The following is a 20,071-nucleotide window of genomic DNA, read 5'->3' as shown; positions in this document are numbered from 1 at the left end:
CTCCTCCGATAAAGGCCCCCGGAGATATGTATGCCTTCAGCTTGGCATCGACCCCGCCGCCTTCTAGGCGGCGGGGCAGAAGTCGAAACCGGCTCACCCCATCCGAAACTGAGAAGGGAAAGGTGCATGCACGATGTCCATGACATACGCCGTTACGCTCACGCCCGACGCTGAGCTCGGTCACGTCGTGCGCTGCCGGGATATCCCGCAGGTTCTCACCTGGGGAGACACGCCCGAAGCCGCGCAATTGCAGGCAGAGGACGCGATCGAGGTCGCGCTCCTCTCCCTGATGGAAGAGGGGGCGGATATCCCCTCCCCCACGCCCCTCCAGCCGGGAGAGGTGCCGGTCACGGTGCCGGCCCGGCTGGCGGCGAAGGTGGCGGTCTATGCAGCGTGGAAGGCGGCGGGCATCAGCAAGTCCGCCCTCGCCGCGCGCATGGGGCGCAGCGAAGGCGAGGTCCGCCGCATCCTCGATCCGAGGCACGGCACCAAGCTGGAGCAGCTTGACGAAGCCGCGCGCGCTCTTGGCGGGCGCATCGTGGTGGGTTTCGAGAAAGCCGCGTGAGCGGCGGGGGCCGTGGAGCGTATCCACGGCCCCTTTTGCATTCATTCTTCGCCCAATCATTCCGCCGCCTCCACCTGCCGCGCGGCGGCCGTGCTCCACTGCGCCGCCATCGCCGCCGCCAGCCCCTCATAGGTGCGGCTGCGGTCCTTCCAGCGGTCAGGCCCGGGCGATGCGCGGTGCACCTGCGACCACGCCTTGTGCTCCTGCGTGCCGCGCGCCGGCGGCGTCAGTTTCCGGGTCGGCACCAACGGCGGAAGCCCGCGCAGATACAGCCCGGTGGCTTTGAAAGCCGGATCGCCAAACCACCAGGGCTGCACGGTCTGCGGCTTCACCCAGTTGCGAATGCGCTCGCGCGCATGGCGGTGCATGACAGGGTTTTCGACACACACCCGTTCCACCGGCGCGTTCCAGCAGTCGGAGAACAGCGCCGCGCCCTCGTCGAGCTTGGCCCACATGAAGGCCAGCCGCGCATCGCGATCCATTGCGGCATAGGCGGCAATGTCTACGGCGCTGTAATTCTGATTCAGCTTGGTCGGCGGCTCGTCGAGCCAGCGCACCCCGCTATTGCACAGCCGCGTGCAGGGCGGGTGCATCACCGCGAGCAGATCCCACCCCTCGGCGAGATAGTCGCGCACGTCTCCGATGATATGGCGGTTGCTGCCGTCTTCCGCCGGCAGCACGTCAACCGACCAGACATCGTGCCCAAAGGCGGCGAACGCCCGGCGCACGACGCCGGAGGTCTCGCAGCCGATGAGCACGCGCATGGGGGCGGGATGGATATCCATCCTCGATGGTGCGATCATGACGCGCCCCGTGTTCGCAAGGGGTTGCAAAGTATTAGCGTCGCAACATGCCCAGACACCCGGCCTTCATCGGCACCACTCTTGCGGTTGGTATTGTCTCCGTCGGCCTCATATTCGCCGACGGAACCGTCATCGCGGCCGCGCGACAGAACGGCGCTTATCGGGTGCTGACCGATCTGGGGGGCTTTATTGGAGCGCTGGTCGCCCTTGCTGGCGGCTGGCTGGCATATGCCGGCGCCATTCGCGCCTCCGACAACGTTCTTCGCGCTTCGATGATTGATCGCTTGAGAAATTACGCAACAGCTGTAGAAAAATTGGAGTATGCATACCATTTTGCCAAGCAGAAAATTCGGCAGCCTGATGACGACGTTGAACGAAGGAAGGCAATTAGCGAAGTTGATGAGCTCCGTCGCTGTGACGACATTACGTTGATGAGACTCGACCCCATATTCAGCGGCGAGGGAAGAGCATTCACCTTCTTCACGAATACAATTATCGCGGCCGTCGCCGTCTCGCATCCCGACCGAGAAAGAGACAGAGATGTGATCGACGCGATGGTATGGGAAGTAAAAGCCTCGATTTCTCGTCGAATTAAGATGCTTAATGAGGGATATGATATCGATCGCGTTAGCGCTCTGAATGTCATTTCCATGAACAAATACGGAAAGCTCATCGTCGACGGCACTCCCATTCCTTGGCGCGAGGTTGTTACCGAGTAGCATCACGTCCCCTCCCCGCTAGAGGGCGCCGCCGTCGCGGCCAGATGGTCCACCACGGCGCCGATAGGCCCCAGCGGCACGCCTTCGCTGTCGCGCTGCACGGCTGTCGCGAAGGCAGCGGGCGGCACGCCGTACTGCATGGCAATGGAGAGGATCGCCGCCGCGTCGCGGGCATTGGTCTCGGCGTCGGAGCCGCTCTTCGGCCCGCCGACAAACACTTCGCCCACGCGCCCGTCATCGTAGTAACCGAGCGTGACGGTGTAGAAGATCGTGCCGAGCGTGAAGCTCATGCTTTCGGCAAAGCGCCGCACGGGAAGCAGTTCGCGCGTCATTCGGCAGGCCCCGTCAGATTGGAGAAAAGCCCGTCAAGGGCTGGCGCGTTTGCGGTCTTGGCGCGCTCGGTCTGCGCGGCGCGGCGGCGTGTGCCCGGGCCGGCGGCGGCGAGATCCATCCGCCGGCGGATATCCGCCTGAAACTGCGGTTCCCGCTCGATCAGCACAGCGCGAAAACCCTCGCGCCACGCCGCCTCGCCCGTGGTGCCGGTGCCGGCAAAGGGATCAAGCACCGTTCCGCCCGGCGCCGTCACCAGCCGCACCAGCCATTGCATCAGGTCCACAGGCTTCACGGTCGGGTGCTTGGAGCCAAGCCGGTCGTCGCTATCGGCCTTGGCGGAATAGAAGAACCGAGCGGCGGACTGTTCTCCATCGGAAGGGAATGCCGCTGTCACCTCGCGCGAGCCGTATTGGATCACGTTCGCAGGATGCCGGCCGGGTGGGTTATAGTTCGCCTGCGCTCGCTCATCGCGGCCATACACGACGTTCTGACGTGGTGCGCTACCGAAGTCGTCGTGCTGGTTTTTGCCCTTGCTTTCCGCTTCGTCCGCAGCCCCAGCGAAATCCACCCGGCACCCGTCGATATTCAGCGCGCCGGTGCCGTGCGCGAGCACGTTCTCTGCCACTGTGCCAACCAGCGGCTTGCGCGCCAGCACGATCGGCTCCCATGCCGGCTTGAGCGCCGTGCCCCAGCCCTGCCATTCGCGTGCGGCGTCAGATGCAGGCTTGTCACGCCGGAGTCCGTCTTTCGAGGTGACTGCGTAATTGGTTCGGCCAGTCCACTCGACATGTGTTCCGGTGACTTCGCGCTCAACTTCCTCGAAACATTCGTCGAACTCGTCACCTAGCGACAGTGCCGCTTTGAGCTGTGGCCACTGCTCGCGCGTCGGCGCCCGCATGCCGGTTTCGAACCACATGAAGCCGCCGCCGCCCAGCGTTTCACCGTCGCCGATCAGCCCCATGCGCCGGGCCGCCTCGTTCTGCGATATGCCGAGGGCGGCGCGCGCCGTGCGAATAGCCCCTTGCAGCTTGGGAAGTGCGTTCCAATTCTTGCGCTTGTCGAGCGCCTTGCTCACGTCATGGCTCTTCGGGAATCCGGTGCCGTACACCCAGGCGAGCAGCCCCTCGAAGCCGATCAGGTCGGCCAGGCGCATGAAGGCATCGAGTTGCGCCTCATCGAGGCTGGCAACAAAGGCCCGCACCATCGGGTCAAGGCTCATCGCCTCGGCGATGGAGTCGCGGATCTCGAAGCCCGCGTCTTCGATGGCGACAGCCAGCCGGTGATAGGCGCGCGTGCCGCCGAACGCGACGACATGGCCGCCCGGCTTGAGCACGCGGAACACCTTCCGCCAGAACGCGGCAGAGAAGGCCACCTCGCCCGTGTCCCAGCTCTGCCCCATGAAGCCGGCCGAGGCACGGGCATAGGCGTCATTGCCGCTCGCCGGCGCCGCCCCGGCCTTACCGAAGCGCTTGCCGATGGAAACGAGCGCATAGGGCGGATCGCACACGCAGGCGTCGATGCTACCGGCGGGAATGTGGTCCAGCGCCTGCCGGCTGTCGCCGCAGAACAGCGTCACGCGCCCGTCGAGGAAGGTTTCCGGCTCCATCACCGCACCGCCTCCGCCGAGAAGTCCGCGCGGCGGCGGGCATGCGCCAGCTTCATGTTGCGCGGCTGGAACATCGGGCGCAGATGCGTCGGGTTGCAGCAGCGGCGCACCCGGCACTCATGGTCCAGCTGCTCGCCCTTGCGCAGAGGCCGCCCACCGGCGATGTGCCACACCACCTTGTGCACGGCCTGGGTCACGCCCTGCCATTTCACGCGGCCATAGCCGCCGCCGCGCCCGCTGCCGCTGTCGGCGCCCTGCCACACCCAGCGCCCCTTGCCGGGGTCCAGCGCCGTCAAGGCCGCCAGCCGGGGCGGCAGACTGTCGAAGGAAAAGGGCGCCATCACCGCGCCTCCCGTATCGCGGCGGTGAGGCCCGCCACCTCGGCCGCAAGCGCGGCGTCGATTTCCACCTGCCGCGTCAGTTTCAGCACCGCGTGCAGCACGGTCGTGTGGTCGCGCCCGCCGAAGCGTCGGCCGATCTCGGGAAGCGAGCGTAGGGTGAGCACCTTGGCGAGATACATCGCGATCTGGCGCGGCTTCACCACGGCGGCGGTGCGGCGCTGTGACAGAAGATCCTCGCGTGTCACGCCATAGTGGCGGCACACCACCCGCTGCACATCGTCGATCCGCACGGGCGACGGCACCTTGGCCGGCATCAGCTGCGCCGCATGGGCGGCGATGGCTTCCGCCGTCACCGGACCGCCACCCAGCACCAGCGTGCGCAACGTCGCCAGCATCGCCGGCAAGGGCAGGTCAAGCGCCAGAAACGCGGCAAGCGCCGGCTCGTCCAGCACGCGCACCAGCCGCCTTGCTTCCGCCTCCAGCGCGGCACGGCACAGCGCCGGGTCAGGCGGGGCGATCGCCACCACCACGGCGCCGGCCAGCGCCTCACGGGCGCGGCAATCGCTCGGTGCCAGCCGCCCCACGGCAAAGCCGCGCACCCCGCCCCCGGTGATCTGGCGGCATCGCGCCTCCGTCGCGTCGTGGGCATCGTCCAGCAGCCGCAAATGCCCCACCGGCAGCGCCGCACGCGCCGCCGCCAGCATCAGGCTCTTGCCGCAACCGGCCGGGCCGTAGAGGTAAAGCGCCCGGCCGGGCAACGCGTCGCGCAGCAGCAGGCGCAGCATATGCAGCGCCTCTTCATTGCTCGGCCCGCTGGCAATGCCGGCAAGCGCGGTGTCCACGGCGTCCGGCTCCGGCAGGGTGGCGGGCATGGCCGCCTCCTCCCGGCTGGGCAGGGCCGTGTCGATCATCCGTGGTGCGGGATCGGGCAAAGCGGCATGGCGCCGGTTCCGGCCTTCCCGCCGCGCCCGCGCCATCGCCTCGCGCAGCATCTGCGCCTGCGGGTCGGCAAGGGTCACGCCCCCGCCAGATCCGGATGGCAAGGCGGGAGGAGCGGCCTGCGCCCCCTCCCGCCCGCTTTGCCCGTCACTCGACATTTTACAGCCGTCTTGGACGGAGCCGAGGTCATCCAGCTGTCTCGGCGCCGGGCGCGGCATCACGCCCGGCAGAACGAAGGGGGAAAGCGGCTTGGCCCGCCGCATGTCCGGCGGGGCATAGGCCAGCGTCGCGTGGTGGCGGCAATAGGCGCCCTCCACCACCCCGGCGCCGCAATAGCGCCCGCCGTCGACTGCCCGCTCATGGAACGCCCAAAGCGGCCAGCGGCACATGTCGGTGTCGAGGTCGAAAAGCCCGCCGCCCGCAGGCGCGGGCGCGTCCGTGCGGTCAAGCATCGCCCGCCTCCTGCAATTTCAAGCTGTTACAGTGGGTGTTTCCCGTGGAGCCGGGGCGCGAGGTCACGGTGGACTGGCCTACGCCAGCCACGGTGTAGCCGTGTGGGTGCGGGCCGACATAAGCGGCCAGCCGCGCCAGCCCGTCGAAGGAAAGCACCCGCCCGTTCTCGCAGCGGGAAACCGTGGCAGCGCTCACACCCGCCGCCTTCGCCGCCTCGCGCACGCCATGCCCGCGCATCTCGCGCGTCACCCGCACCCCGGCGCCCAGCGTCGCCCAGCACACCGGCCCGGCCGGGCGGGGTGCCGTCGAAGCCTTGAGCCATACGGGATCGAGAAACAGCACGGCGCAGATCGCCATATGCGCGTCGGCCGCCACCGGGTGCGCGCAGGCGGCGCGCCGCCACACGCGCAGGCTCACCCCGGCCGTGGCGGCCAGCCTCCGCTCGGCCTCGCCGTCCAGCCGCAGCCCGGCCATGTGCCGCGCCAGCGCCTCGCTGCGTCCCTTGGCGGTGAAGCGGGCACGTTTTGCGTTCGCGCCCATGCTCACTTCTCCCCGGCGGCGCGCGCCCGCACCTCGGCATAAAGCCGGGAGGCAACGGCAACCACATCGGCCATCAGCGGCAGCGCCTGCTGCGCCTCGCGCGCGGTCATCGCGGTGCCGCCGTCCGAATGCGGGGCGGTGCTGGCGGCGAGTTGCACCAGCGCCTCGCCCACCTCGCGCATCATGTCGGCGCTCATCTCGGCGAAGGCGCCCTCGCCGGCCGGCATGGGCAGGAACACGCCGCCGGCGCAAAGCGCCAGGTGCTCGGCCGCGTCCGTGCAGCCGAAGGTGCGTGTCAGTTGCACCACCTTGGCGTAGGAGACTTCGGAACCCTTTTTGTCCGGGTTCGCCTGCGCCCGCAGCGTCCAGTGCGAAACGTCGAGCAGGCTGGCGGCGATATACACGCCCTCGGAAGCGGCGGAGCCGTGCGAGCGGCCGATGCTGTCGAACATCTTGTCGAGCGCGTCATGCGCGCTCCCGGGGAGAAGGCGCTTGCTCATACTGCAATCCTGAGTGGACGGGAGGCGGCCCGGCGCTTTTGCGTCTCGCGCCCCGTGCTAATGTGGGACTGGGTCGCTGCAACCGACCCAGTCCCCTTCATCCCCGCGCGAGACACGCGCACGGAGACAAAGATGAGCGACAAAGAAACGAAGCTGACGCCGCAGCCGAAACCACAACCGAAGCCGATCGGCGACGGAAATCGCGGCGTCCAGGGCAACACAAAGGGGTTTGGTCCCCGGCCCGCGACGACCTCCAGCGGAAGCGGAGGCGGCGGCAAGAAAGGCTGAGAGAGATGGAAGACCAGGTCAGGGACGTTAAGTTCGATGCGCTCCGCAACGCGCTGTATCACTCGGCCCGGCGCAGCGCCCTTGAGACGATGAACAGGATGATAAATCTTGTTGTCATCGTTGCGGGTGCGGCTGCTGTCTCCGACCTGTTCGGACCAACTTTCGATGTACGATGGTTTGCGCTTGCGGCAACCATTGCTGGGGCATTTCAGCTTGTCTTTGATTTCGGCGGACGCGCCAAGGAACACGCTTTCTTGCAGAAGCGCTTCTACGATGTTGTCGCCGAGATCGAGAAAAGCAGTACCGCCACCGAGCAGGACATCTGTCGCTGGCGCGGTGACCTCGTCACCATCTATGCTGATGAGCCGCCTACCATGCGCGTGCTTGACGCGATAGCGTACAATAATGCCGGCGATGCCCTTGATATGCCGATGCGCATCAAGGTGGACTTCGTTCGCAGCGCGCTGCGCCACCTCCTGCCGTTCAATGATTGGTCGGGCGAGTGGATCCGCGTCCCGAAGCCTGTCTCTGACTGACCCGATCATCAGGCAATCTCCCGTTCACGCTCACCCTGCGGCGCCAGCAGCGCGCGCAGGGGCTCGATGGAAGTTGGCCGCACGGGGCGGAAATGGGCGGAGAGAAACCAGATTTCCGGGCCGAAGGGCTCCAGATGCAGGAACACCCCGCCGCCGAACGGCTTGAGATCGGCAATGGTGTAGACACAGCCGGAAACCGGCAGCGGGATAGGCGGGGCGGCCTGCCCCGCCCTAACCCAGCCGTCATCGACGCACTCGACCATCTGGCCGGCGCGCAAGGCGCAGAACGCGCTCATCCCAACACCTCCGCGTGATTGGCATTTTCGGGGAAAGCCGCCGGCGGCACAGTGGGCGGCGGGTAAAGGTCGGGCCGCAGCGCATGGCGCGGCACACCGGTGATGCGCTCCACGTCCAGCACCCGCTCGGCGGGAACGCGACGGTCTTCCCACCGAAGGAACGTGCTGCGGTTCACGCCGATCAGCCGCGCCAAAGCAGCGGCGCTCTGGTCGGTTTCAAGTCGATACTGACGGAGTGGGGGCTCGGTAATCATGGTCGAAATGTTGCATTTTGTGCAACCCTCCGTCAAGCCAAGCGTTGCATGCGGGTTTAACGACACGGCGTCTCGCACCTGCACAATGTTGCGCATGGTGCAACGCGACGCGATTCACACCGGAAAGACCCCGCCCCGCATCCACTACATCAGGGAGTGGGCGGAACGGCGCGGCATGTCGCAGGCCGATGTGGCGCGCGCCACGGGTGCCGATAAGGGCCTGGTGTCGCGCTGGTTCAATGACGGTACGGTGCCCGGCGAGCGCTATCTTTCTGCCCTCACCATCGCCTTCCATATTGACGAGCCAGCAGCACTGTTCCGCCACCCCGATGAGGATTGGCTGGCCCGCTTTTTCGCAGAGCGCACCGAGGAAGAACGGCGTCGCATGATCCAGACGCTGGAAGCCGCATTCCCCCGCAAGCACGCCTAGATTGCCCTCGACTCCCGGGCGCCGATGCGCGAGCATTCCCGCCTAGGTTGGGGGAATACGAATGCGCGTTCTATGCTTGGCGGCCACAGCGATGGCCGTTGCCGGTTGCGTCACCTCGGAAAAGGCGGAGTTCACGCCTTCGGCAGGCCAGGAAGCGATTGTGCGGGATGGCAATCCGGCCATCGTCTCCAAGAAGCCATCGTCCATCGTCTTGGTCAGGCCGGCGAAGCGCGAAATGGACCCCATGGCGCGCCCTGTCTTCGTCGTGGCTGCCTACAATGCCGGCGCGGCACCGACGCTGTTGTCGGTGTCGAATATCACCGTCGAGCAGATGGAGAACGGCGAGCCCACCGGGAACCTGAAGGTCTACACCTATGAAGACCTCGTGAAGGAAGAGCAGACACGGCAGGCCGTCGCCATCATCCTTACGGGCATGTCATCGGCAGCGAATACGATCTCGGCCAGCAACGCGGGGTATTATAACAGTCGCTCCACCATTTACACGCCGAGCGGCGCATCAACCATCTACACCTCCGGCTACAGCCCCGCAGCCGCGTCCATCGCTCGCAGCAACGCGGCGTATGAGAATGCGGCGATGACATCAGCGGTCATAGAGCGCGGCCAGCAGAGCCTCGCGGCGCTCGAAAATCAGGTGCTGAAAGACAACACGATCATGCCCGGCGAGTGGATCGGCGGCCAGGTACATTTCGCCCCTCCGACGGCAACGGAGGCCGGCAAGCAGTATCGCATCACGGTCGTGATTGGTGGCGATACCCATCAGATCGACGTGAAGCAAAAAGCTCAATCAAGCTGACAGGCCGGCATTTCGCAGCCGCAGGGCGAGACGTGTGGCCGCCCGTTGCAAATGCCTTGTCCTGTCTGTTGCATTGTGTGCAACTTTCCGATTGACGCTTGGTTGCGTTTAATGCAACCTTCGCCCCCATCACCCCTTGCGTTGATGGGAGCACACCATGCCCAGCCCCTTCCTGCCCACGTCCGCCCTCGCGCTGCCGCCCCATGAGGCCGGCGCCATTTGCGATCGCGTGTCCGCCGCCGTGCGGGCCGAAGCCTATGGCGACACGGTCGAGCGCCTCGCCCGCGAAATTGAGGGCATCATTGCCCGCCAGGGCAGCATGCAGGAGGAAGACCTGCTGACGCTTGGCTGGTCCAAGCCTGCGCTGGTCGAGGCGCTGCCGGACGCGCTGGATCGCGTCCGCGCCCGCGCCTCCCGCCATCTCTCCTAAGCCTCCTCCCAGGGCGCGCCCGGCGGTTCCTCGTTGCCGCCGGGCACTCGCCGGGGCGCGTGTTTCATACCTGAGCCCCCACGCGCCCCGGCTCTTTCATCCCCGCAGCGAGAAAACGTCCTGTCCTCAGCGTGAGCCCAGAACCCTGCAAGCCGGCGCCGGCCTCGGTGGTCAGTATGGGCGAGCAACAGCGCGACACCTTGGGCGTGACAGCCGGAGAGAGCGGCACCCCTTCAATCGAGCCGGAGCGCGCCATGTCGCCGCCGACCTTTCCCGAAATTAAGGGCATCGCCAATGCCGGCTTTCAGGCGCTGTGCGGCGAGACGGAGCGCCGCGAGGTGCCGGCGCAGCACGCCATTTCGACCATGCTCATCGCCATGGCGTACATGCTCGGCACCTATGCCTGCACGGTGAGCGTCGCCACCGGGCGCTCTGTCGAGGAGGTCATCGACGACATCACGGAAGGCGCCAGATGCGCCGCCGCCGATGCAAAGGACCTGATGCGCGCCGGGGCGCATGGAGCGGTGCAATGACCCTGCACCTCCCCGCCCGCCTCCGCCAGCGCCTGCTGCGCGCCGCGCTTGCCGTCATGGCCCGCCGGCCGGCGGATATGCTTATCGGTGGGGCGGAACGCCCCTATATGCGCCGCTGGTGGCTCTTCCCGCGCAATCGATGGTTCAACATCTACCTGCACGATTTCCAGCGGGATGATGATGACCGTGCTTTGCACGATCACCCATGGCCCTCGCTGTCCATCCTGCTGCAGGGCGATCTGATCGAAACCTATGCGCCCATCCCGGCACTGGCGGCGGAACCGGCGCACCAGCGCACCCGCCACCTCACACCCGGCGCCATCGTCTGGCGCGGCCCGCGTTTCGCCCATCGGCTCGCGCTCACATGGTCGCCGCGCGCCATGGCGCCGCGTCCGGCCATCACCCTCTTCATCGTCGGCCCGCGTGTGCGCGAATGGGGCTTCTGGTGCCCGAAGGGCAGCCCGGCCGGCGGCTGGATTCCGTGGAAGCGGTTTGTCTCGCCGGATGATCCCGGCGCCGTCGGCCCCGGCTGCGAGTGAGGCGCCCCATGCACGCCCCCTCGCCCATCACCGCCCGCGATATCGGCCTCGCTCTGCGTGAGGTCATGCCCTTCGCGGCCTTTTTCGGCTCCATCGCCGTCGGCCTCGTCTGGGTCGGCATCCTGTCCTGAGCGAGGAGGAGGCTCCCATGCTCGCCCGCCTGCGCCGTCTCTCGCCATCCGCCCGCCTCGCATGGGCGCTGTGGGGCATCGCCCTCAGCGGCGCCGCCGGCCTGCTGCTCGCCGCCAGCGCGGGGAGGTGAGCATGGCAAAGGGTCCCGTCGAGCGCTGGGGCAGCGAAGCGCCCCGCCCGCGCAAATCCACCAAGGCGACTGAAACCACGGCGGCGCTGGAGCAGGTGGCCGAACGGCCGAACGATCAGCCCGACGATGCGCCCCTGTCCGACGCGGCCGCCGGCTTCGCGAAGGAACAGCTGAAATCCTTCATCGAGCGCATCGAGCGGCTGGAGGAGGAAAAGAAGACCATCGCCGACGACATCAAGGATGTATTCGCCGAGGCCAAGGGCACGGGTTTCGACGTGAAGGCCCTGCGCGCCATCCTGCGCATGCGCAGAGAGGATGCCGACCAGCGCGCCGAGCATGAGGCGATTGTTGATCTCTACATGCAGGCGCTGGGCATGATCCCGTTCGAGCGCACCCCTCTCGGCCAGACGATGGAGGGGTGAGGCAATGCGTCGATCTTGTCTCATCCCCTATGGCCACGAGGCCGAGCACGCGGCGGCGCTGGCGCGCGGGCTATCCCGGCTGCGCCGCGACTTCATTGGCCAGGTCTGCCCGGTTTGTGCGGGGCAAGGGACTTATCGCCAGACCTACACGGCAGGGTGCGGCGGCGGGCACTTCAGCATGCCCGGCCCCTGCGACTGCTGCGGCGAAACAGGCCTCATGCAGAACGGTCGGCCGGCGCCGGACAGCGTCGTCCATCAGGTGCTCGTCGCCGCTTCCGATGGGGGCGGTCATGGTCACTGAAAGCATTTACCGGCTTCGGGGCCTTGTGAAGAACGGCACCGCCACCCGTGAGGATTTCGAGAGCGTGATCGTCCGCGCACGCGGGCTGGAATGCGATCTCGCCTGCGAGGCCGAAAGCCTGTTTCGCGATGGGCTGACCGAAGAGGCGCACGCCCGCCTGAACCTTTGGACGCGCCCGAAATGGGCGTCGGAACACGAATGCCGCAAGGCGTACGCCGCCCATATGGCCGCGCAGCACGCGGCACGCCCCTCCTCCGGAGCCTGACCATGAAGCTCATTGCCGAGCGCACCCATCTGCTCGCCGCCCTCAAGGCGGTGTGTCACCTCGCCGACAGCAAGGCGAAGATCCCCATGCTCTCAACCGTGCGCCTGCGCACGGAAGGCAGCCGGCTGCTCATCGCCGCGACGGACAATGACGCCTATGCCGAGGCCGAGATCGCCGCCGAGGTGGAACGCCAGGGCGCCGCCTGCATAGCGGCCGACGTGCTGCTGCGCATGACCGGCAATTTCCCCGAAGGCGCGCAGGTCAGCATCGACGCGGGCGACGCGCTCGCCACCGTCAAGGCCGGGCGCAGCCGCTATCAGCCGCATGTGCTGCCGGCGACGGACTTCCCGTCGGCCTTCGTCGCCACAGGCAATGTCGCCCGCTTCATGCTGATGCCGGAGGAGGTGCGCCGCCTGTTCGATATCCCGCGCCCCGCCGCTGCCAAGGGCATGAAGGATCGCCCCTATCTGGAAGGCGTCTATCTCCACACCTCGGAAGATGACGCCGCCCTCTGGGGTGTCGCCGGCAGCGGCTATGTGCTGCTCGCCGCCAATGTGGAAGCGCCGGAGGGCGCGCAGGATCTGCCGAAGAAGCTTGAGCCCGACGGCACCCGCCCCGGCCGTGCGCGCGGCGTCATGGTGCCGCTGGAAAGCGTCGCCCATCTGCTGCGCCTCGGTGAAGTCCCGCTTGAGATCGAGGCGGGCGACAACGTGCTCGCCGTGCGCGGTGCCGGCAGCGGCGTCAAGGTGAGTTACGCCACGCGGCTGCTGGAGAACCGCTATCCGCCCTATGAGCGCGTGGTGCCGCCTCTGGAAGGCCCCCGCATCACGGTCGAGGCCGGCGCCTTTGCCGCCGCCGTGAAGCGGCTCGCCGACATGGCGGGCAATGACGAGCGCCCGGTGGCGATGGAATGGGGCGAGGAGGGCGACCTGTCGCTCTGGCTCGACGATCATTCCGACGGCATTTACGGCACCGAAATGCTGGAGATCGAATCCCGCGTCGGCACCGGTCGCGTCGGCATCCGCTCCGGCTTCATCATGAAGGCGATCGAAGCCGTCGGTCGCGGGCATGTGGAAATCTGGTGCGCGGGCGAAGACAAGCCGGTGCGCTTCCGCAACCTTGACGATGCCGATCTCGTCGCCGTCGCCGCCCCGCAAACCCTGCGACGCCGCCCCCATCAAGGCGCGGCCATAGCGGCAGGAGAAGCGGCGTGATGGGCAACCCCTCCCGCCCCATCTCCATCGTCCTGCTGCTTTTCTTCGCGGCCTGCGTGGTCGCAACGGACGTGCAGCACATCGGCCTCATTGACAGCGCCATCGCCGCGCTGCGGGCCATTCTCCATGGAGCGAGCGCATGAGCGGCGAATGGAAAATGGTGCCGGTCGAGCCGACAACCACCCAACTTGCGGCAGGACGGGACGCTTGGTGCAAAGACCCGGCGCGACGGTCAAGCACCCTCTACAGCGCCATGGTGGCTGCGGCGCCAGCGAGGGCGTCATTCCAGCAGCGTGTGCAGCCTTGGATGCTTGCCTGCTTCGGCCCGGCCATCGCCGCCGACAAACTGGAGCGTGGTGATCGTCTGCTCGAAGAGGTGCTGGAGCTTCTGCAATCCGTTGACTACCCGCGCGAGCGTGTTGCCAGCCTGTCGAGTTATGTCTGGTCGCGGCCGAAAGGCGAACCGGCGCAGGAAGTCGGCGGCTCCATGGTGACGCTCGCGGCCTTCTGCCTCGCACACGATCTCGACATGCACGCGGCCGGGGAAACCGAACTCGCCCGCATCTGGACCAAGGTCGAGGCCATCCGGGCGAAGCAGGCCGCTAAACCGACAGGCTCGGCGCTGCCTGTTGCGTTCGTGACCGACGACGACAGCGAAGACGAGGAAGGGTGAGCACCACGATGGGTAAAGCCTCGATCACCTCCCAGGAGCCGGCCATCACCGACGAATCGCCGCTTCGTCTCGACGTCGCGGCCGCCTTGGCCTTTCCCGACGGATCGATGAAGGTTGCCGGTCTGCGGCGCGAGGCGGCGCGGGGGCGCCTTGCCATCAACCGCATCGCGGGCAAGGATTATACGACCCTGGCCGCCATACGGGACATGATCGACAAATGCCGCGTCCATCCAAAGGAGCCCGTCTCTGGCTTCGGCCCGCGCGCCGGCGCAAAGATGGAACCGTCAGCCATGCCCCCACATGGATCATCATCGACGCGAACGTCCAACATCCCACTGGATGCGGCGCTGAGGATCGTGGACGAGCTGAGCGCGCCCTCGCCGCTTACATCGCAGGGAAGTATGAAGCGCCGCGGCGGGATCGTGACCTCTCTGTCGTCCCCATCCCCGACGTCATAGCCATTTATCTGCGCGACTGCGCAGACCGTCAGGCCAATAAGAAGAAGCTGGCGGAGCGTGCCCGCCGGCTTCTTCTTTGGTGGGGCGACAAGAAGCTTTCCGATGTCTCGATGCTCACCTGCCGGGCCTATGTGGACCATCGCAAGGCCGAGTATCTGCGTCGCTACTACGAGGCCGAGAGCCGCCGCACTCGCCCGCCCAAGCCTGATGGCGGCGCCGCCGGCGCGCGCCGAGATCTCGAGGATCTGCGCGCCGCCATCCAGCACCATGCCAAGGAGCAGCTTCACAAGGGCGAGGTGCGCGTCCACCTTCCCGAGAGGGGCGTAGCACGCGAGCGATGGCTCACCCGCAGCGAGGCGGCGGCCCTCCTCTGGGCGTGCTGGCGCACCCGGGAGAAGCAGAAGCGCTCCCACAAGGGGCTGCCGGGCGAAGCGATCCCCACGGCCAAGTACACGATGCGTCACCTCGCCCGCTTCATCCTGATCGGGCTCTATACCGGCACGCGCGCCGGCGCCATCGCGTCCGCCAGTTGGGCGGCGGCGTCCGGGCGCTCCTACATCGACCTCGAGCGCGGCGTTTTCTATCGCCTCGCCCAGGGCGCGCGCGCCACAAAGAAGCGCCAGCCGCCGGCGCCCATCCCCGCGCGCCTGCTGGCACACATGCGCCGCTGGAAAGAGATGGGAATATCAAAAGAATACCCCGTCGAGTATCGCGGCCAGCCGATCAAGTCGGTGAAGGTGGCGATGGCCCGGGCTGTGGATCTCGCGGGACTCGAGCCCGGCGTGACCCCGCACACCTTAAGGCATACGGCCGTCACCTGGCTGATGCAGTCGGGCGTCACGATCTGGGATGCCGCCAGCTTCGTCGGCATGTCCGCGGCGCTGGTCGAGCGCACCTATGGCCACCATCACCCCGACTACATGGCGAGGGCCGCGCACGCCCTTTCTATTGGCGCCAATAAAACGCCAATAAAACCCGTGAACCGAACGAGAACAGAGCCCCGAGGGACCGCCTGAGATCGCACGGTTTTATGCGGGTTTGTCGCGAAAGAAGCGCGCTCATAACGGTCTGGTTGCAGGTTCGAGTCCTGCCGGGCCCACCACTATTTCAATGACTTGGCTGGTGTGGCGCCGATCCAGCCCCGTTATCCCCAACGGAACTCCCAATGATTGGGATCGCTGTGGGAATGTTTGACTACATCAAGTGGGAAGCGCCGCTGCCCGTGACGCCGCTGGCGCCAGTTGGAGATTCTGGACCAAGGACACCCCCGACCAATATCTGAAGGCGCACACCATCACGGCGGACGGACGGCTTACGTGGCGCCCGAACACGGTGGAAGAGGTTCCGAAGTCTAAATGGCGTATCTTGACGCCGGTAACACGCGGACTCGGATACGCGGCGCGCCTACATGCTGAGCTAGTGACGGGGCAGGTAGGCGTCGATGAAGTCGCGCTCCTCATCTCCGTAGACGAACTTCTTCGCGTTGATGAGGGACGATTGGTTGTTCGCCTTGACCACATCGCAAGCAGGCATTCGGGCAAAGTGGTCAAGAATGTCTGGCGCATCACTGGCGATAAAGAGGTGCGTCGGAGACAACGGCATCGAGATGGTGGTGCGTGATTTGTACAAGTCGCCGACCCGTTCAAAAGGGTTATCCCCAAGGAGCAGCCGCCTCGGCCCTGTTGAGACGTCTTTGACGAGCCAGCGAAGATGAATGATGCGGTCGATGGCCTTCTTGCTTTGGATCAGATCAACCAGCACCTTCAGTCCCGAGTTGGCGACACGGGCGGGCGCGTGATTTGACGCCCATTCGAACAGCGTGTTCTCCGGTGCGTCTCCTTTAGCAACATCGAACTCGGGGATCGGTTGTGACAGGTCCTGAGCGATGCGCTCCTGCACACTCGACGTGACCATCTCCACGATATGGGGTACGCGCAGCAACGAGGCGTTGAGGTAGATGGTCCACCAGTAGCGTTCTTGAACCGACAGCTTGGCAGGCCCGTTTCTAATCAGCTTCTCCAGCACGGGCTTCGCAGCGTTTTCAATTTTGCCGAACAGTTTGGTCTCTATCTGCTGGTCTTCCTCATCATTTACGTGAGCAAGCGAATATAGGCCGGGGACGTATGCCGTGGCGGCTTTGGTGACAGACGTGCAAACGAGCTCGTTGTTGTAAGCGATGCGTCCCCATTGGTTGATCTGACCGGACGGCCCGCTCCACATCCCGAGGTGAAACTGAGGCACGTAATGGTGGTCTCCTGCTTTGCTCAATCTTGGCCCTCTCAATGCAACTTTCCAGAAAGTCCATATTGCCAAACCAATGTCCACAGGCGTCCCATAGAAGCCCAACTCTTGTCGGCATCAGCATTGGCACAGCCGGCTTCGCCAATGCTAAAATTCAGTGTTTTCAAATCTTACGGCTAATTTTCGGACTCCTCCGGGCCCACCAAATCGGTCAATAGGTTAGCTGGTCTGCGCAACGATTCGCTCGGTTCTCTCCAACGAAACCCCAATGCCCGCCGCCCGCCGCCCGCCCGCCTCTCCACCACCCGCCGCTTCCCATGCCAGCGGCAAAATGGCACTGTGCCGGCCTTCGCGTTGGGTCTACATCCTCTTCCATGCTCAAACTGTGCTTTCTTCTCATCGGTGCGCCCTCGTTCCGTGCCCGGTGGTACGTCATCGCGATTCTCGGCGGGGTCTTCGTGACTCTCGCCACCCTGTTGGCCATCGATGCGTCGGATGGCGTCACCTTCGTCACGCGCGAGGCCCTGGGCTTCGTCTTCATCGTCAACGGGCTGGCGGCGCTGCTGGTCCTGCTGGGGCGGATGCGCGGGGCGGCGCGCTCGCTGCTCTTTCTGAAGGCTGCCGCGCTGATGCTGCTGGGGGTTCTCATCATCCAGCCGCCGGTCTCGACCGAATGGGCGCTCGCCCTGCTGTTCGGCCTCGCCTTCGCGCTCGACGGAATCGGGCGGATCGCCACCGGGCTGGTGGTGCGTTTTTCCGGCTGGAGGATGATGGCGCTGATCGGCGCGCTGGAAATCGCGGTGGCGGGGCTCATCATTACCGAATGGCCGCTGCCGCATAACCGCAACATCCCCTTCTGCATCGCCCTGCTGCTGGCGCTGTCCGGCTGGCTGCTGCTGCGCATCGGCTTCATGTTCCGCACGCTGGAAAGCGAAGCGGCCATTCTCGCCCTGCCGATCTTCGGCGGGCGCGGCTGGTACGACAACGCCCCTGTCATGATCGACGCCGGCGACGAGCCGGCGCCGGAACAGCCGATGATCGTGCATGTGTGGACGCCGGTCGGCTCAGCCTATGCGCCGGAGCGCCGGCTGCTGGTGGACCGCTACGTCGCTGCCGTCGATGGGCACGGCGTTATCTCAACCGGCCACGCGGCGCTGGAAATGCCGCCGGACCTCTATATCAGCCACTACCCGGCCATGGAGGTGGAGCGCTCCAGCAGCGACTTCATCGCCTCGCTGCGCGCCACCGGCGAAAACGACCTCAAGGGCCGCTTCCAGCCTTCCTATGCCTATGAGTCGGACTGGTGGTGCCCGGCCGATCAGAATGTCGAATTCCGCAATTACAGCCCGCGCCGCCTGCGGGTGTTCTGGGCCGGCTACAAGCAGGACGACACGTATAATCTCACCAACCGCAACTGTTCCGTGGTGGTGGCGCAAGCGCTCGACGCCGCGCTCGAAGGTTCGCTGGCGAGCCGCTTCCCCTGGCTGCGCCTCCTGCGCCTGCTGTCCAATCCCGATATCTGGGTGGCGGCGATGATCCGCACCCGCGCGCATTCGGCGACCTGGACGCCCGGGCTGGTGCTGGACTATGCCCGCACCCTGGCGCGGATCGTCGAACAGGGCGATGTCGCCTGGAGCACGCGCCTGCTCGGCTTTCTCAGGCGCGGCCGGCATGGCCCGATCGATGGCAACGAGGTTCGCCCCGCATGACGGCGCCGGTTTCCGCCGAACGCCCCGCCAGCCTGCTCTCGCGCGGCGCCGTCATCATGACCGCCATGATGTTCGGGCTCACCTACAGCCTGAGCGCGGCGCTGATCGCGCTCGACCTCACCGCGCGGGGCCTGAGCGAGAGCCTGATCGGCGCCAACGCGGCCATGCACGCGGTCGGCGTGCTCGTCACCGCCATGATCCTGCCGCGCATCGTCGCGTTTTTCGGCATACGCCGGCTGGTCATCATCGCGTTGGTGGTGGCGGCGCTGGTGCTGAGCGCCTTTCCAGCGATCCCGCTGATCTGGCTGTGGTTTCCACTGCGCCTCGTGCTCGGCATGGCGTCGGAGATCCTGTTCGTGCTCTCAGAGACCTGGACCAACAGCCTGAGCACCGAGGCCACCCGCGCCCGCGCCATGGCGGCCTACACCGCCGCGCTCTCGGTCGGCTTCGCCCTCGGGCCGCTGATCCTCTCGGTCGTCGGCTCGGGCGGGGCCCTGCCCTATCTCGTGGGCGCCGGCATTTCGCTGGTCGCCGCCGGCTTCATCGCTTCGCCGAAGGTGCAGGCGCCGGTGTTCGACGAACCCGCCACCGGCAGCCCGCTGCGCTTCATCCGCCTGGCGCCGGTCGCCATTTCCGCCGTGATGCTGAACGCGGCAATCGAGACCTCCGGCCTGTCCTTCCTCGCCATCTATGCCGTCAATCTCGGCTGGGAGGAGAGCGGGGCCACGCGGCTGATGTCCTGCATGATGATCGGCGCCATCCTGCTGCAGCTGCCCATTGGCTGGCTCGGCGACAAGATGGACCGGGTGAAGCTGGTGATCGCCCTCGCCGCCACCTCCATGCTCGGCGCGCTGGCCTGGCCGTTCGCCCTGCAGAACGAGATCGCCACCTACACGCTGCTGTTCCTGTGGGGCGGCGCCTTTGTCGGCATCTACACCATCATGCTCACCTTGGTCGGTAGCCGCTTCAAGGGGTCGGAACTGGTCGGCATCTATGCCGCCATGGGGCTGATGTGGGGGCTCGGCGCGCTGCTCGGGCCGCTGCTGGCGGGCTTTGCGATGAACGCCACCCTGCACGGCCTCGCCTTCTTCACCGCCGCCATCTGCGGGGCCTTCACCCTGTTCGTCACGCTGAAGGGCCGGGGCGGCAGTTGAGGGCGGCGCTCACGCCCTTGTGGCTCCGCCGCGCCTTGACCGCCAGCGCGGCCGCGTCATTTCCGAGGGCCAAGCGCCCCGCCGCCGGAGAGCGCGCCGCCGAGGCCCGATCATGACCCCAGCCTTTGCCATGCCTGCCTTTGCCATCCCCGCCATCGCCATCGCCACGGCCCTGTTCCTACCGCTTCCCGCCTCCGCGCAGGCCATGCCGAACTCGCTCACCATGAGCTGCGCCCAGGCGCAGGCGCTGGTCGCACGCCAGGGCGCGGTGGTTATCAGCACCGGGCCGGACCTGTTCGACCGCTACGTCAGCAATCCCGGCTATTGCCAGTCGCAGCGGTCCAAGCCCGCCTGGATTCCCACGCGCGACAATCCGCAATGCCTCGTGGGTCAGGAATGCCGCGAGCGGCGCATCCGCTGGCGGTGAGCCCCGCCATCGGCCAAAGCGGCCCG

At 66.4% G+C, this 20,071-nt stretch carries 29 protein-coding genes; 19 read left to right on the top strand and 10 right to left on the bottom strand.

Features of this window, described 5'->3' with window-relative positions:
• The first annotated feature begins 133 nt into the window (after positions 1-133).
• The gene (locus ACP2AH_RS08915; protein ID WP_425105472.1) at positions 134-565 is read left to right on the top strand and encodes a type II toxin-antitoxin system HicB family antitoxin; all 432 of its coding nucleotides are present in this window, start codon (positions 134-136) and stop codon (positions 563-565) included.
• A gap of 56 nt (positions 566-621) precedes the next feature.
• Here the strand turns inward: ACP2AH_RS08915 and ACP2AH_RS08910 are convergent, their stop codons facing one another.
• On the bottom strand, positions 622-1,368 hold the full coding sequence (locus ACP2AH_RS08910) for a hypothetical protein (protein ID WP_425105471.1): 747 nt from the start codon (positions 1,366-1,368) through the stop codon (positions 622-624).
• A gap of 47 nt (positions 1,369-1,415) precedes the next feature.
• On the opposite strand from ACP2AH_RS08910, the gene ACP2AH_RS08905 reads away from it, so the two are divergent.
• Positions 1,416-2,087, top strand: a complete 672-nt coding sequence (locus ACP2AH_RS08905) for a hypothetical protein (RefSeq protein WP_425105470.1) — start codon at positions 1,416-1,418, stop codon at positions 2,085-2,087.
• 2 nt (positions 2,088-2,089) lie between these two features.
• On the opposite strand, the gene ACP2AH_RS08900 is transcribed toward ACP2AH_RS08905, so the two are convergent.
• From ACP2AH_RS08900 to ACP2AH_RS08875, 6 genes are read right to left on the bottom strand one after another with little or no spacing between them, the layout of a single operon-like run.
• Entirely contained in the window at positions 2,090-2,419 is a 330-nt protein-coding gene (locus ACP2AH_RS08900; RefSeq protein ID WP_425105469.1) for a hypothetical protein, read from the bottom strand.
• A complete protein-coding gene (locus tag ACP2AH_RS08895) occupies positions 2,416-4,026 on the bottom strand; it encodes a DNA methyltransferase (protein ID WP_425105468.1) in 1,611 nt (536 codons plus the stop codon). The genes ACP2AH_RS08900 and ACP2AH_RS08895 overlap by 4 nt, the downstream gene beginning before the upstream one ends.
• Positions 4,026-4,367: an HNH endonuclease gene (locus tag ACP2AH_RS08890; RefSeq protein ID WP_425105467.1), complete on the bottom strand. Its 342-nt coding sequence runs from the start codon at positions 4,365-4,367 to the stop codon at positions 4,026-4,028. Before ACP2AH_RS08890 ends, ACP2AH_RS08895 begins: the two co-directional genes overlap by 1 nt.
• Positions 4,367-5,758 carry a helix-turn-helix domain-containing protein gene (locus ACP2AH_RS08885; protein ID WP_425105466.1) on the bottom strand — a complete coding sequence of 464 codons (1,392 nt, stop codon included), beginning with the start codon at positions 5,756-5,758 and terminating at the stop codon, positions 4,367-4,369. The genes ACP2AH_RS08890 and ACP2AH_RS08885 overlap by 1 nt, the downstream gene beginning before the upstream one ends.
• Positions 5,751-6,299, bottom strand: a complete 549-nt coding sequence (locus ACP2AH_RS08880; protein WP_425105465.1) for a helix-turn-helix domain-containing protein — start codon at positions 6,297-6,299, stop codon at positions 5,751-5,753. The genes ACP2AH_RS08885 and ACP2AH_RS08880 overlap by 8 nt, the downstream gene beginning before the upstream one ends.
• A gap of 2 nt (positions 6,300-6,301) precedes the next feature.
• Positions 6,302-6,799: a hypothetical protein gene (locus ACP2AH_RS08875; RefSeq protein ID WP_425105464.1), complete on the bottom strand. Its 498-nt coding sequence runs from the start codon at positions 6,797-6,799 to the stop codon at positions 6,302-6,304.
• A gap of 132 nt (positions 6,800-6,931) precedes the next feature.
• Between ACP2AH_RS08875 and ACP2AH_RS08870 the strand changes: the two genes are divergently transcribed.
• Together ACP2AH_RS08870 and ACP2AH_RS08865 are read left to right on the top strand one after the other, a co-directional pair.
• Positions 6,932-7,087: a hypothetical protein gene (locus ACP2AH_RS08870; RefSeq protein WP_425105463.1), complete on the top strand. Its 156-nt coding sequence runs from the start codon at positions 6,932-6,934 to the stop codon at positions 7,085-7,087.
• Between the two features lie 5 nt (positions 7,088-7,092).
• Positions 7,093-7,623 (top strand): hypothetical protein, encoded by a 531-nt coding sequence (locus ACP2AH_RS08865; protein ID WP_425105462.1) that lies wholly within the window; start codon positions 7,093-7,095, stop codon positions 7,621-7,623.
• Between the two features lie 8 nt (positions 7,624-7,631).
• Here the strand turns inward: ACP2AH_RS08865 and ACP2AH_RS08860 are convergent, their stop codons facing one another.
• Both ACP2AH_RS08860 and ACP2AH_RS08855 read right to left on the bottom strand, forming a co-directional pair.
• Positions 7,632-7,919 (bottom strand): hypothetical protein, encoded by a 288-nt coding sequence (locus ACP2AH_RS08860; protein ID WP_425105461.1) that lies wholly within the window; start codon positions 7,917-7,919, stop codon positions 7,632-7,634.
• Positions 7,916-8,269 carry a transcriptional regulator gene (locus ACP2AH_RS08855; RefSeq protein WP_425105460.1) on the bottom strand — a complete coding sequence of 118 codons (354 nt, stop codon included), beginning with the start codon at positions 8,267-8,269 and terminating at the stop codon, positions 7,916-7,918. The genes ACP2AH_RS08860 and ACP2AH_RS08855 overlap by 4 nt, the downstream gene beginning before the upstream one ends.
• Here ACP2AH_RS08855 and ACP2AH_RS08850 point away from each other — a divergent pair.
• The 12 genes from ACP2AH_RS08850 to ACP2AH_RS08795 all read left to right on the top strand — a co-directional run bounded on the left by ACP2AH_RS08850 (position 8,268) and on the right by ACP2AH_RS08795 (position 15,530).
• Entirely contained in the window at positions 8,268-8,603 is a 336-nt protein-coding gene (locus ACP2AH_RS08850) for a helix-turn-helix domain-containing protein (RefSeq protein ID WP_425105459.1), read from the top strand. The two genes, ACP2AH_RS08855 and ACP2AH_RS08850, sit on opposite strands and share 2 nt — an antisense overlap.
• A 91-nt stretch (positions 8,604-8,694) precedes the next feature.
• Positions 8,695-9,417 carry a hypothetical protein gene (locus ACP2AH_RS08845; protein WP_425105458.1) on the top strand — a complete coding sequence of 241 codons (723 nt, stop codon included), beginning with the start codon at positions 8,695-8,697 and terminating at the stop codon, positions 9,415-9,417.
• Positions 9,418-9,574: 157 nt separating this feature from the next.
• A complete protein-coding gene (locus ACP2AH_RS08840) occupies positions 9,575-9,847 on the top strand; it encodes a hypothetical protein (RefSeq protein WP_425105457.1) in 273 nt (90 codons plus the stop codon).
• 254 nt (positions 9,848-10,101) lie between these two features.
• On the top strand, positions 10,102-10,380 hold the full coding sequence (locus tag ACP2AH_RS08835) for a hypothetical protein (protein WP_425105456.1): 279 nt from the start codon (positions 10,102-10,104) through the stop codon (positions 10,378-10,380).
• Positions 10,377-10,919 (top strand): hypothetical protein, encoded by a 543-nt coding sequence (locus ACP2AH_RS08830; RefSeq protein ID WP_425105455.1) that lies wholly within the window; start codon positions 10,377-10,379, stop codon positions 10,917-10,919. Before ACP2AH_RS08835 ends, ACP2AH_RS08830 begins: the two co-directional genes overlap by 4 nt.
• Positions 10,920-10,927: 8 nt before the next feature.
• Positions 10,928-11,050, top strand: a complete 123-nt coding sequence (locus ACP2AH_RS08825) for a hypothetical protein (protein ID WP_425105454.1) — start codon at positions 10,928-10,930, stop codon at positions 11,048-11,050.
• A gap of 265 nt (positions 11,051-11,315) precedes the next feature.
• Entirely contained in the window at positions 11,316-11,603 is a 288-nt protein-coding gene (locus ACP2AH_RS08820; protein WP_425105537.1) for a DUF2312 domain-containing protein, read from the top strand.
• Between the two features lie 290 nt (positions 11,604-11,893).
• The gene (locus ACP2AH_RS08815; RefSeq protein ID WP_425105453.1) at positions 11,894-12,169 is read left to right on the top strand and encodes a hypothetical protein; all 276 of its coding nucleotides are present in this window, start codon (positions 11,894-11,896) and stop codon (positions 12,167-12,169) included.
• A gap of 2 nt (positions 12,170-12,171) precedes the next feature.
• On the top strand, positions 12,172-13,383 hold the full coding sequence (locus ACP2AH_RS08810; RefSeq protein ID WP_425105452.1) for a DNA polymerase III subunit beta: 1,212 nt from the start codon (positions 12,172-12,174) through the stop codon (positions 13,381-13,383).
• The gene (locus ACP2AH_RS08805; protein ID WP_425105451.1) at positions 13,383-13,526 is read left to right on the top strand and encodes a hypothetical protein; all 144 of its coding nucleotides are present in this window, start codon (positions 13,383-13,385) and stop codon (positions 13,524-13,526) included. Before ACP2AH_RS08810 ends, ACP2AH_RS08805 begins: the two co-directional genes overlap by 1 nt.
• The gene (locus ACP2AH_RS08800) at positions 13,523-14,056 is read left to right on the top strand and encodes a hypothetical protein (RefSeq protein WP_425105450.1); all 534 of its coding nucleotides are present in this window, start codon (positions 13,523-13,525) and stop codon (positions 14,054-14,056) included. The genes ACP2AH_RS08805 and ACP2AH_RS08800 overlap by 4 nt, the downstream gene beginning before the upstream one ends.
• Positions 14,057-14,273: 217 nt before the next feature.
• Positions 14,274-15,530, top strand: a complete 1,257-nt coding sequence (locus ACP2AH_RS08795; protein ID WP_425105449.1) for a tyrosine-type recombinase/integrase — start codon at positions 14,274-14,276, stop codon at positions 15,528-15,530.
• Between the two features lie 400 nt (positions 15,531-15,930).
• On the opposite strand, the gene ACP2AH_RS08790 is transcribed toward ACP2AH_RS08795, so the two are convergent.
• Positions 15,931-16,755 (bottom strand): DUF4238 domain-containing protein, encoded by an 825-nt coding sequence (locus ACP2AH_RS08790; protein WP_425105448.1) that lies wholly within the window; start codon positions 16,753-16,755, stop codon positions 15,931-15,933.
• A 374-nt stretch (positions 16,756-17,129) separates the two neighbouring features.
• Here ACP2AH_RS08790 and ACP2AH_RS08785 point away from each other — a divergent pair, with 374 nt between their 5' ends.
• The 3 genes from ACP2AH_RS08785 to ACP2AH_RS08775 all read left to right on the top strand — a co-directional run bounded on the left by ACP2AH_RS08785 (position 17,130) and on the right by ACP2AH_RS08775 (position 20,045).
• Entirely contained in the window at positions 17,130-18,464 is a 1,335-nt protein-coding gene (locus tag ACP2AH_RS08785; RefSeq protein WP_425105447.1) for an HdeD family acid-resistance protein, read from the top strand.
• On the top strand, positions 18,461-19,618 hold the full coding sequence (locus ACP2AH_RS08780) for an MFS transporter (protein WP_425105446.1): 1,158 nt from the start codon (positions 18,461-18,463) through the stop codon (positions 19,616-19,618). Before ACP2AH_RS08785 ends, ACP2AH_RS08780 begins: the two co-directional genes overlap by 4 nt.
• A gap of 112 nt (positions 19,619-19,730) precedes the next feature.
• Positions 19,731-20,045 carry a hypothetical protein gene (locus ACP2AH_RS08775; RefSeq protein ID WP_425105445.1) on the top strand — a complete coding sequence of 105 codons (315 nt, stop codon included), beginning with the start codon at positions 19,731-19,733 and terminating at the stop codon, positions 20,043-20,045.
• The last annotated feature ends 26 nt before the right edge of the window (positions 20,046-20,071 follow it).

Source organism: Ancylobacter sp., assembly GCF_965249975.1.
Lineage (GTDB): Bacteria > Pseudomonadota > Alphaproteobacteria > Rhizobiales > Xanthobacteraceae > Ancylobacter.
The sequence above is the reverse complement of the archived record's forward strand: the minus strand, read 5'-3'. Positions and strand labels throughout refer to the sequence as shown.

What these genes read in the sequence shown, in the direction of transcription:
- ACP2AH_RS08915 (WP_425105472.1), top strand. Translation starts at nt 134, where the DNA reads ATGTCCATGACATACGCCGTTACGCTCACGCCCGACGCTGAGCTCGGT.
- ACP2AH_RS08910 (WP_425105471.1), bottom strand. Translation starts at nt 1,368, where the DNA reads ATGATCGCACCATCGAGGATGGATATCCATCCCGCCCCCATGCGCGTG.
- ACP2AH_RS08905 (WP_425105470.1), top strand. Translation starts at nt 1,416, where the DNA reads ATGCCCAGACACCCGGCCTTCATCGGCACCACTCTTGCGGTTGGTATT.
- ACP2AH_RS08900 (WP_425105469.1), bottom strand. Translation starts at nt 2,419, where the DNA reads ATGACGCGCGAACTGCTTCCCGTGCGGCGCTTTGCCGAAAGCATGAGC.
- ACP2AH_RS08895 (WP_425105468.1), bottom strand. Translation starts at nt 4,026, where the DNA reads ATGGAGCCGGAAACCTTCCTCGACGGGCGCGTGACGCTGTTCTGCGGC.
- ACP2AH_RS08890 (WP_425105467.1), bottom strand. Translation starts at nt 4,367, where the DNA reads ATGGCGCCCTTTTCCTTCGACAGTCTGCCGCCCCGGCTGGCGGCCTTG.
- ACP2AH_RS08885 (WP_425105466.1), bottom strand. Translation starts at nt 5,758, where the DNA reads ATGCTTGACCGCACGGACGCGCCCGCGCCTGCGGGCGGCGGGCTTTTC.
- ACP2AH_RS08880 (WP_425105465.1), bottom strand. Translation starts at nt 6,299, where the DNA reads ATGGGCGCGAACGCAAAACGTGCCCGCTTCACCGCCAAGGGACGCAGC.
- ACP2AH_RS08875 (WP_425105464.1), bottom strand. Translation starts at nt 6,799, where the DNA reads ATGAGCAAGCGCCTTCTCCCCGGGAGCGCGCATGACGCGCTCGACAAG.
- ACP2AH_RS08870 (WP_425105463.1), top strand. Translation starts at nt 6,932, where the DNA reads ATGAGCGACAAAGAAACGAAGCTGACGCCGCAGCCGAAACCACAACCG.
- ACP2AH_RS08865 (WP_425105462.1), top strand. Translation starts at nt 7,093, where the DNA reads ATGGAAGACCAGGTCAGGGACGTTAAGTTCGATGCGCTCCGCAACGCG.
- ACP2AH_RS08860 (WP_425105461.1), bottom strand. Translation starts at nt 7,919, where the DNA reads ATGAGCGCGTTCTGCGCCTTGCGCGCCGGCCAGATGGTCGAGTGCGTC.
- ACP2AH_RS08850 (WP_425105459.1), top strand. Translation starts at nt 8,268, where the DNA reads ATGGTGCAACGCGACGCGATTCACACCGGAAAGACCCCGCCCCGCATC.
- ACP2AH_RS08855 (WP_425105460.1), bottom strand. Translation starts at nt 8,269, where the DNA reads ATGCGCAACATTGTGCAGGTGCGAGACGCCGTGTCGTTAAACCCGCAT.
- ACP2AH_RS08845 (WP_425105458.1), top strand. Translation starts at nt 8,695, where the DNA reads ATGGCCGTTGCCGGTTGCGTCACCTCGGAAAAGGCGGAGTTCACGCCT.
- ACP2AH_RS08840 (WP_425105457.1), top strand. Translation starts at nt 9,575, where the DNA reads ATGCCCAGCCCCTTCCTGCCCACGTCCGCCCTCGCGCTGCCGCCCCAT.
- ACP2AH_RS08835 (WP_425105456.1), top strand. Translation starts at nt 10,102, where the DNA reads ATGTCGCCGCCGACCTTTCCCGAAATTAAGGGCATCGCCAATGCCGGC.
- ACP2AH_RS08830 (WP_425105455.1), top strand. Translation starts at nt 10,377, where the DNA reads ATGACCCTGCACCTCCCCGCCCGCCTCCGCCAGCGCCTGCTGCGCGCC.
- ACP2AH_RS08825 (WP_425105454.1), top strand. Translation starts at nt 10,928, where the DNA reads ATGCACGCCCCCTCGCCCATCACCGCCCGCGATATCGGCCTCGCTCTG.
- ACP2AH_RS08815 (WP_425105453.1), top strand. Translation starts at nt 11,894, where the DNA reads ATGGTCACTGAAAGCATTTACCGGCTTCGGGGCCTTGTGAAGAACGGC.
- ACP2AH_RS08810 (WP_425105452.1), top strand. Translation starts at nt 12,172, where the DNA reads ATGAAGCTCATTGCCGAGCGCACCCATCTGCTCGCCGCCCTCAAGGCG.
- ACP2AH_RS08805 (WP_425105451.1), top strand. Translation starts at nt 13,383, where the DNA reads ATGGGCAACCCCTCCCGCCCCATCTCCATCGTCCTGCTGCTTTTCTTC.
- ACP2AH_RS08800 (WP_425105450.1), top strand. Translation starts at nt 13,523, where the DNA reads ATGAGCGGCGAATGGAAAATGGTGCCGGTCGAGCCGACAACCACCCAA.
- ACP2AH_RS08795 (WP_425105449.1), top strand. Translation starts at nt 14,274, where the DNA reads ATGCCGCGTCCATCCAAAGGAGCCCGTCTCTGGCTTCGGCCCGCGCGC.
- ACP2AH_RS08785 (WP_425105447.1), top strand. Translation starts at nt 17,130, where the DNA reads ATGCTCAAACTGTGCTTTCTTCTCATCGGTGCGCCCTCGTTCCGTGCC.
- ACP2AH_RS08780 (WP_425105446.1), top strand. Translation starts at nt 18,461, where the DNA reads ATGACGGCGCCGGTTTCCGCCGAACGCCCCGCCAGCCTGCTCTCGCGC.
- ACP2AH_RS08775 (WP_425105445.1), top strand. Translation starts at nt 19,731, where the DNA reads ATGACCCCAGCCTTTGCCATGCCTGCCTTTGCCATCCCCGCCATCGCC.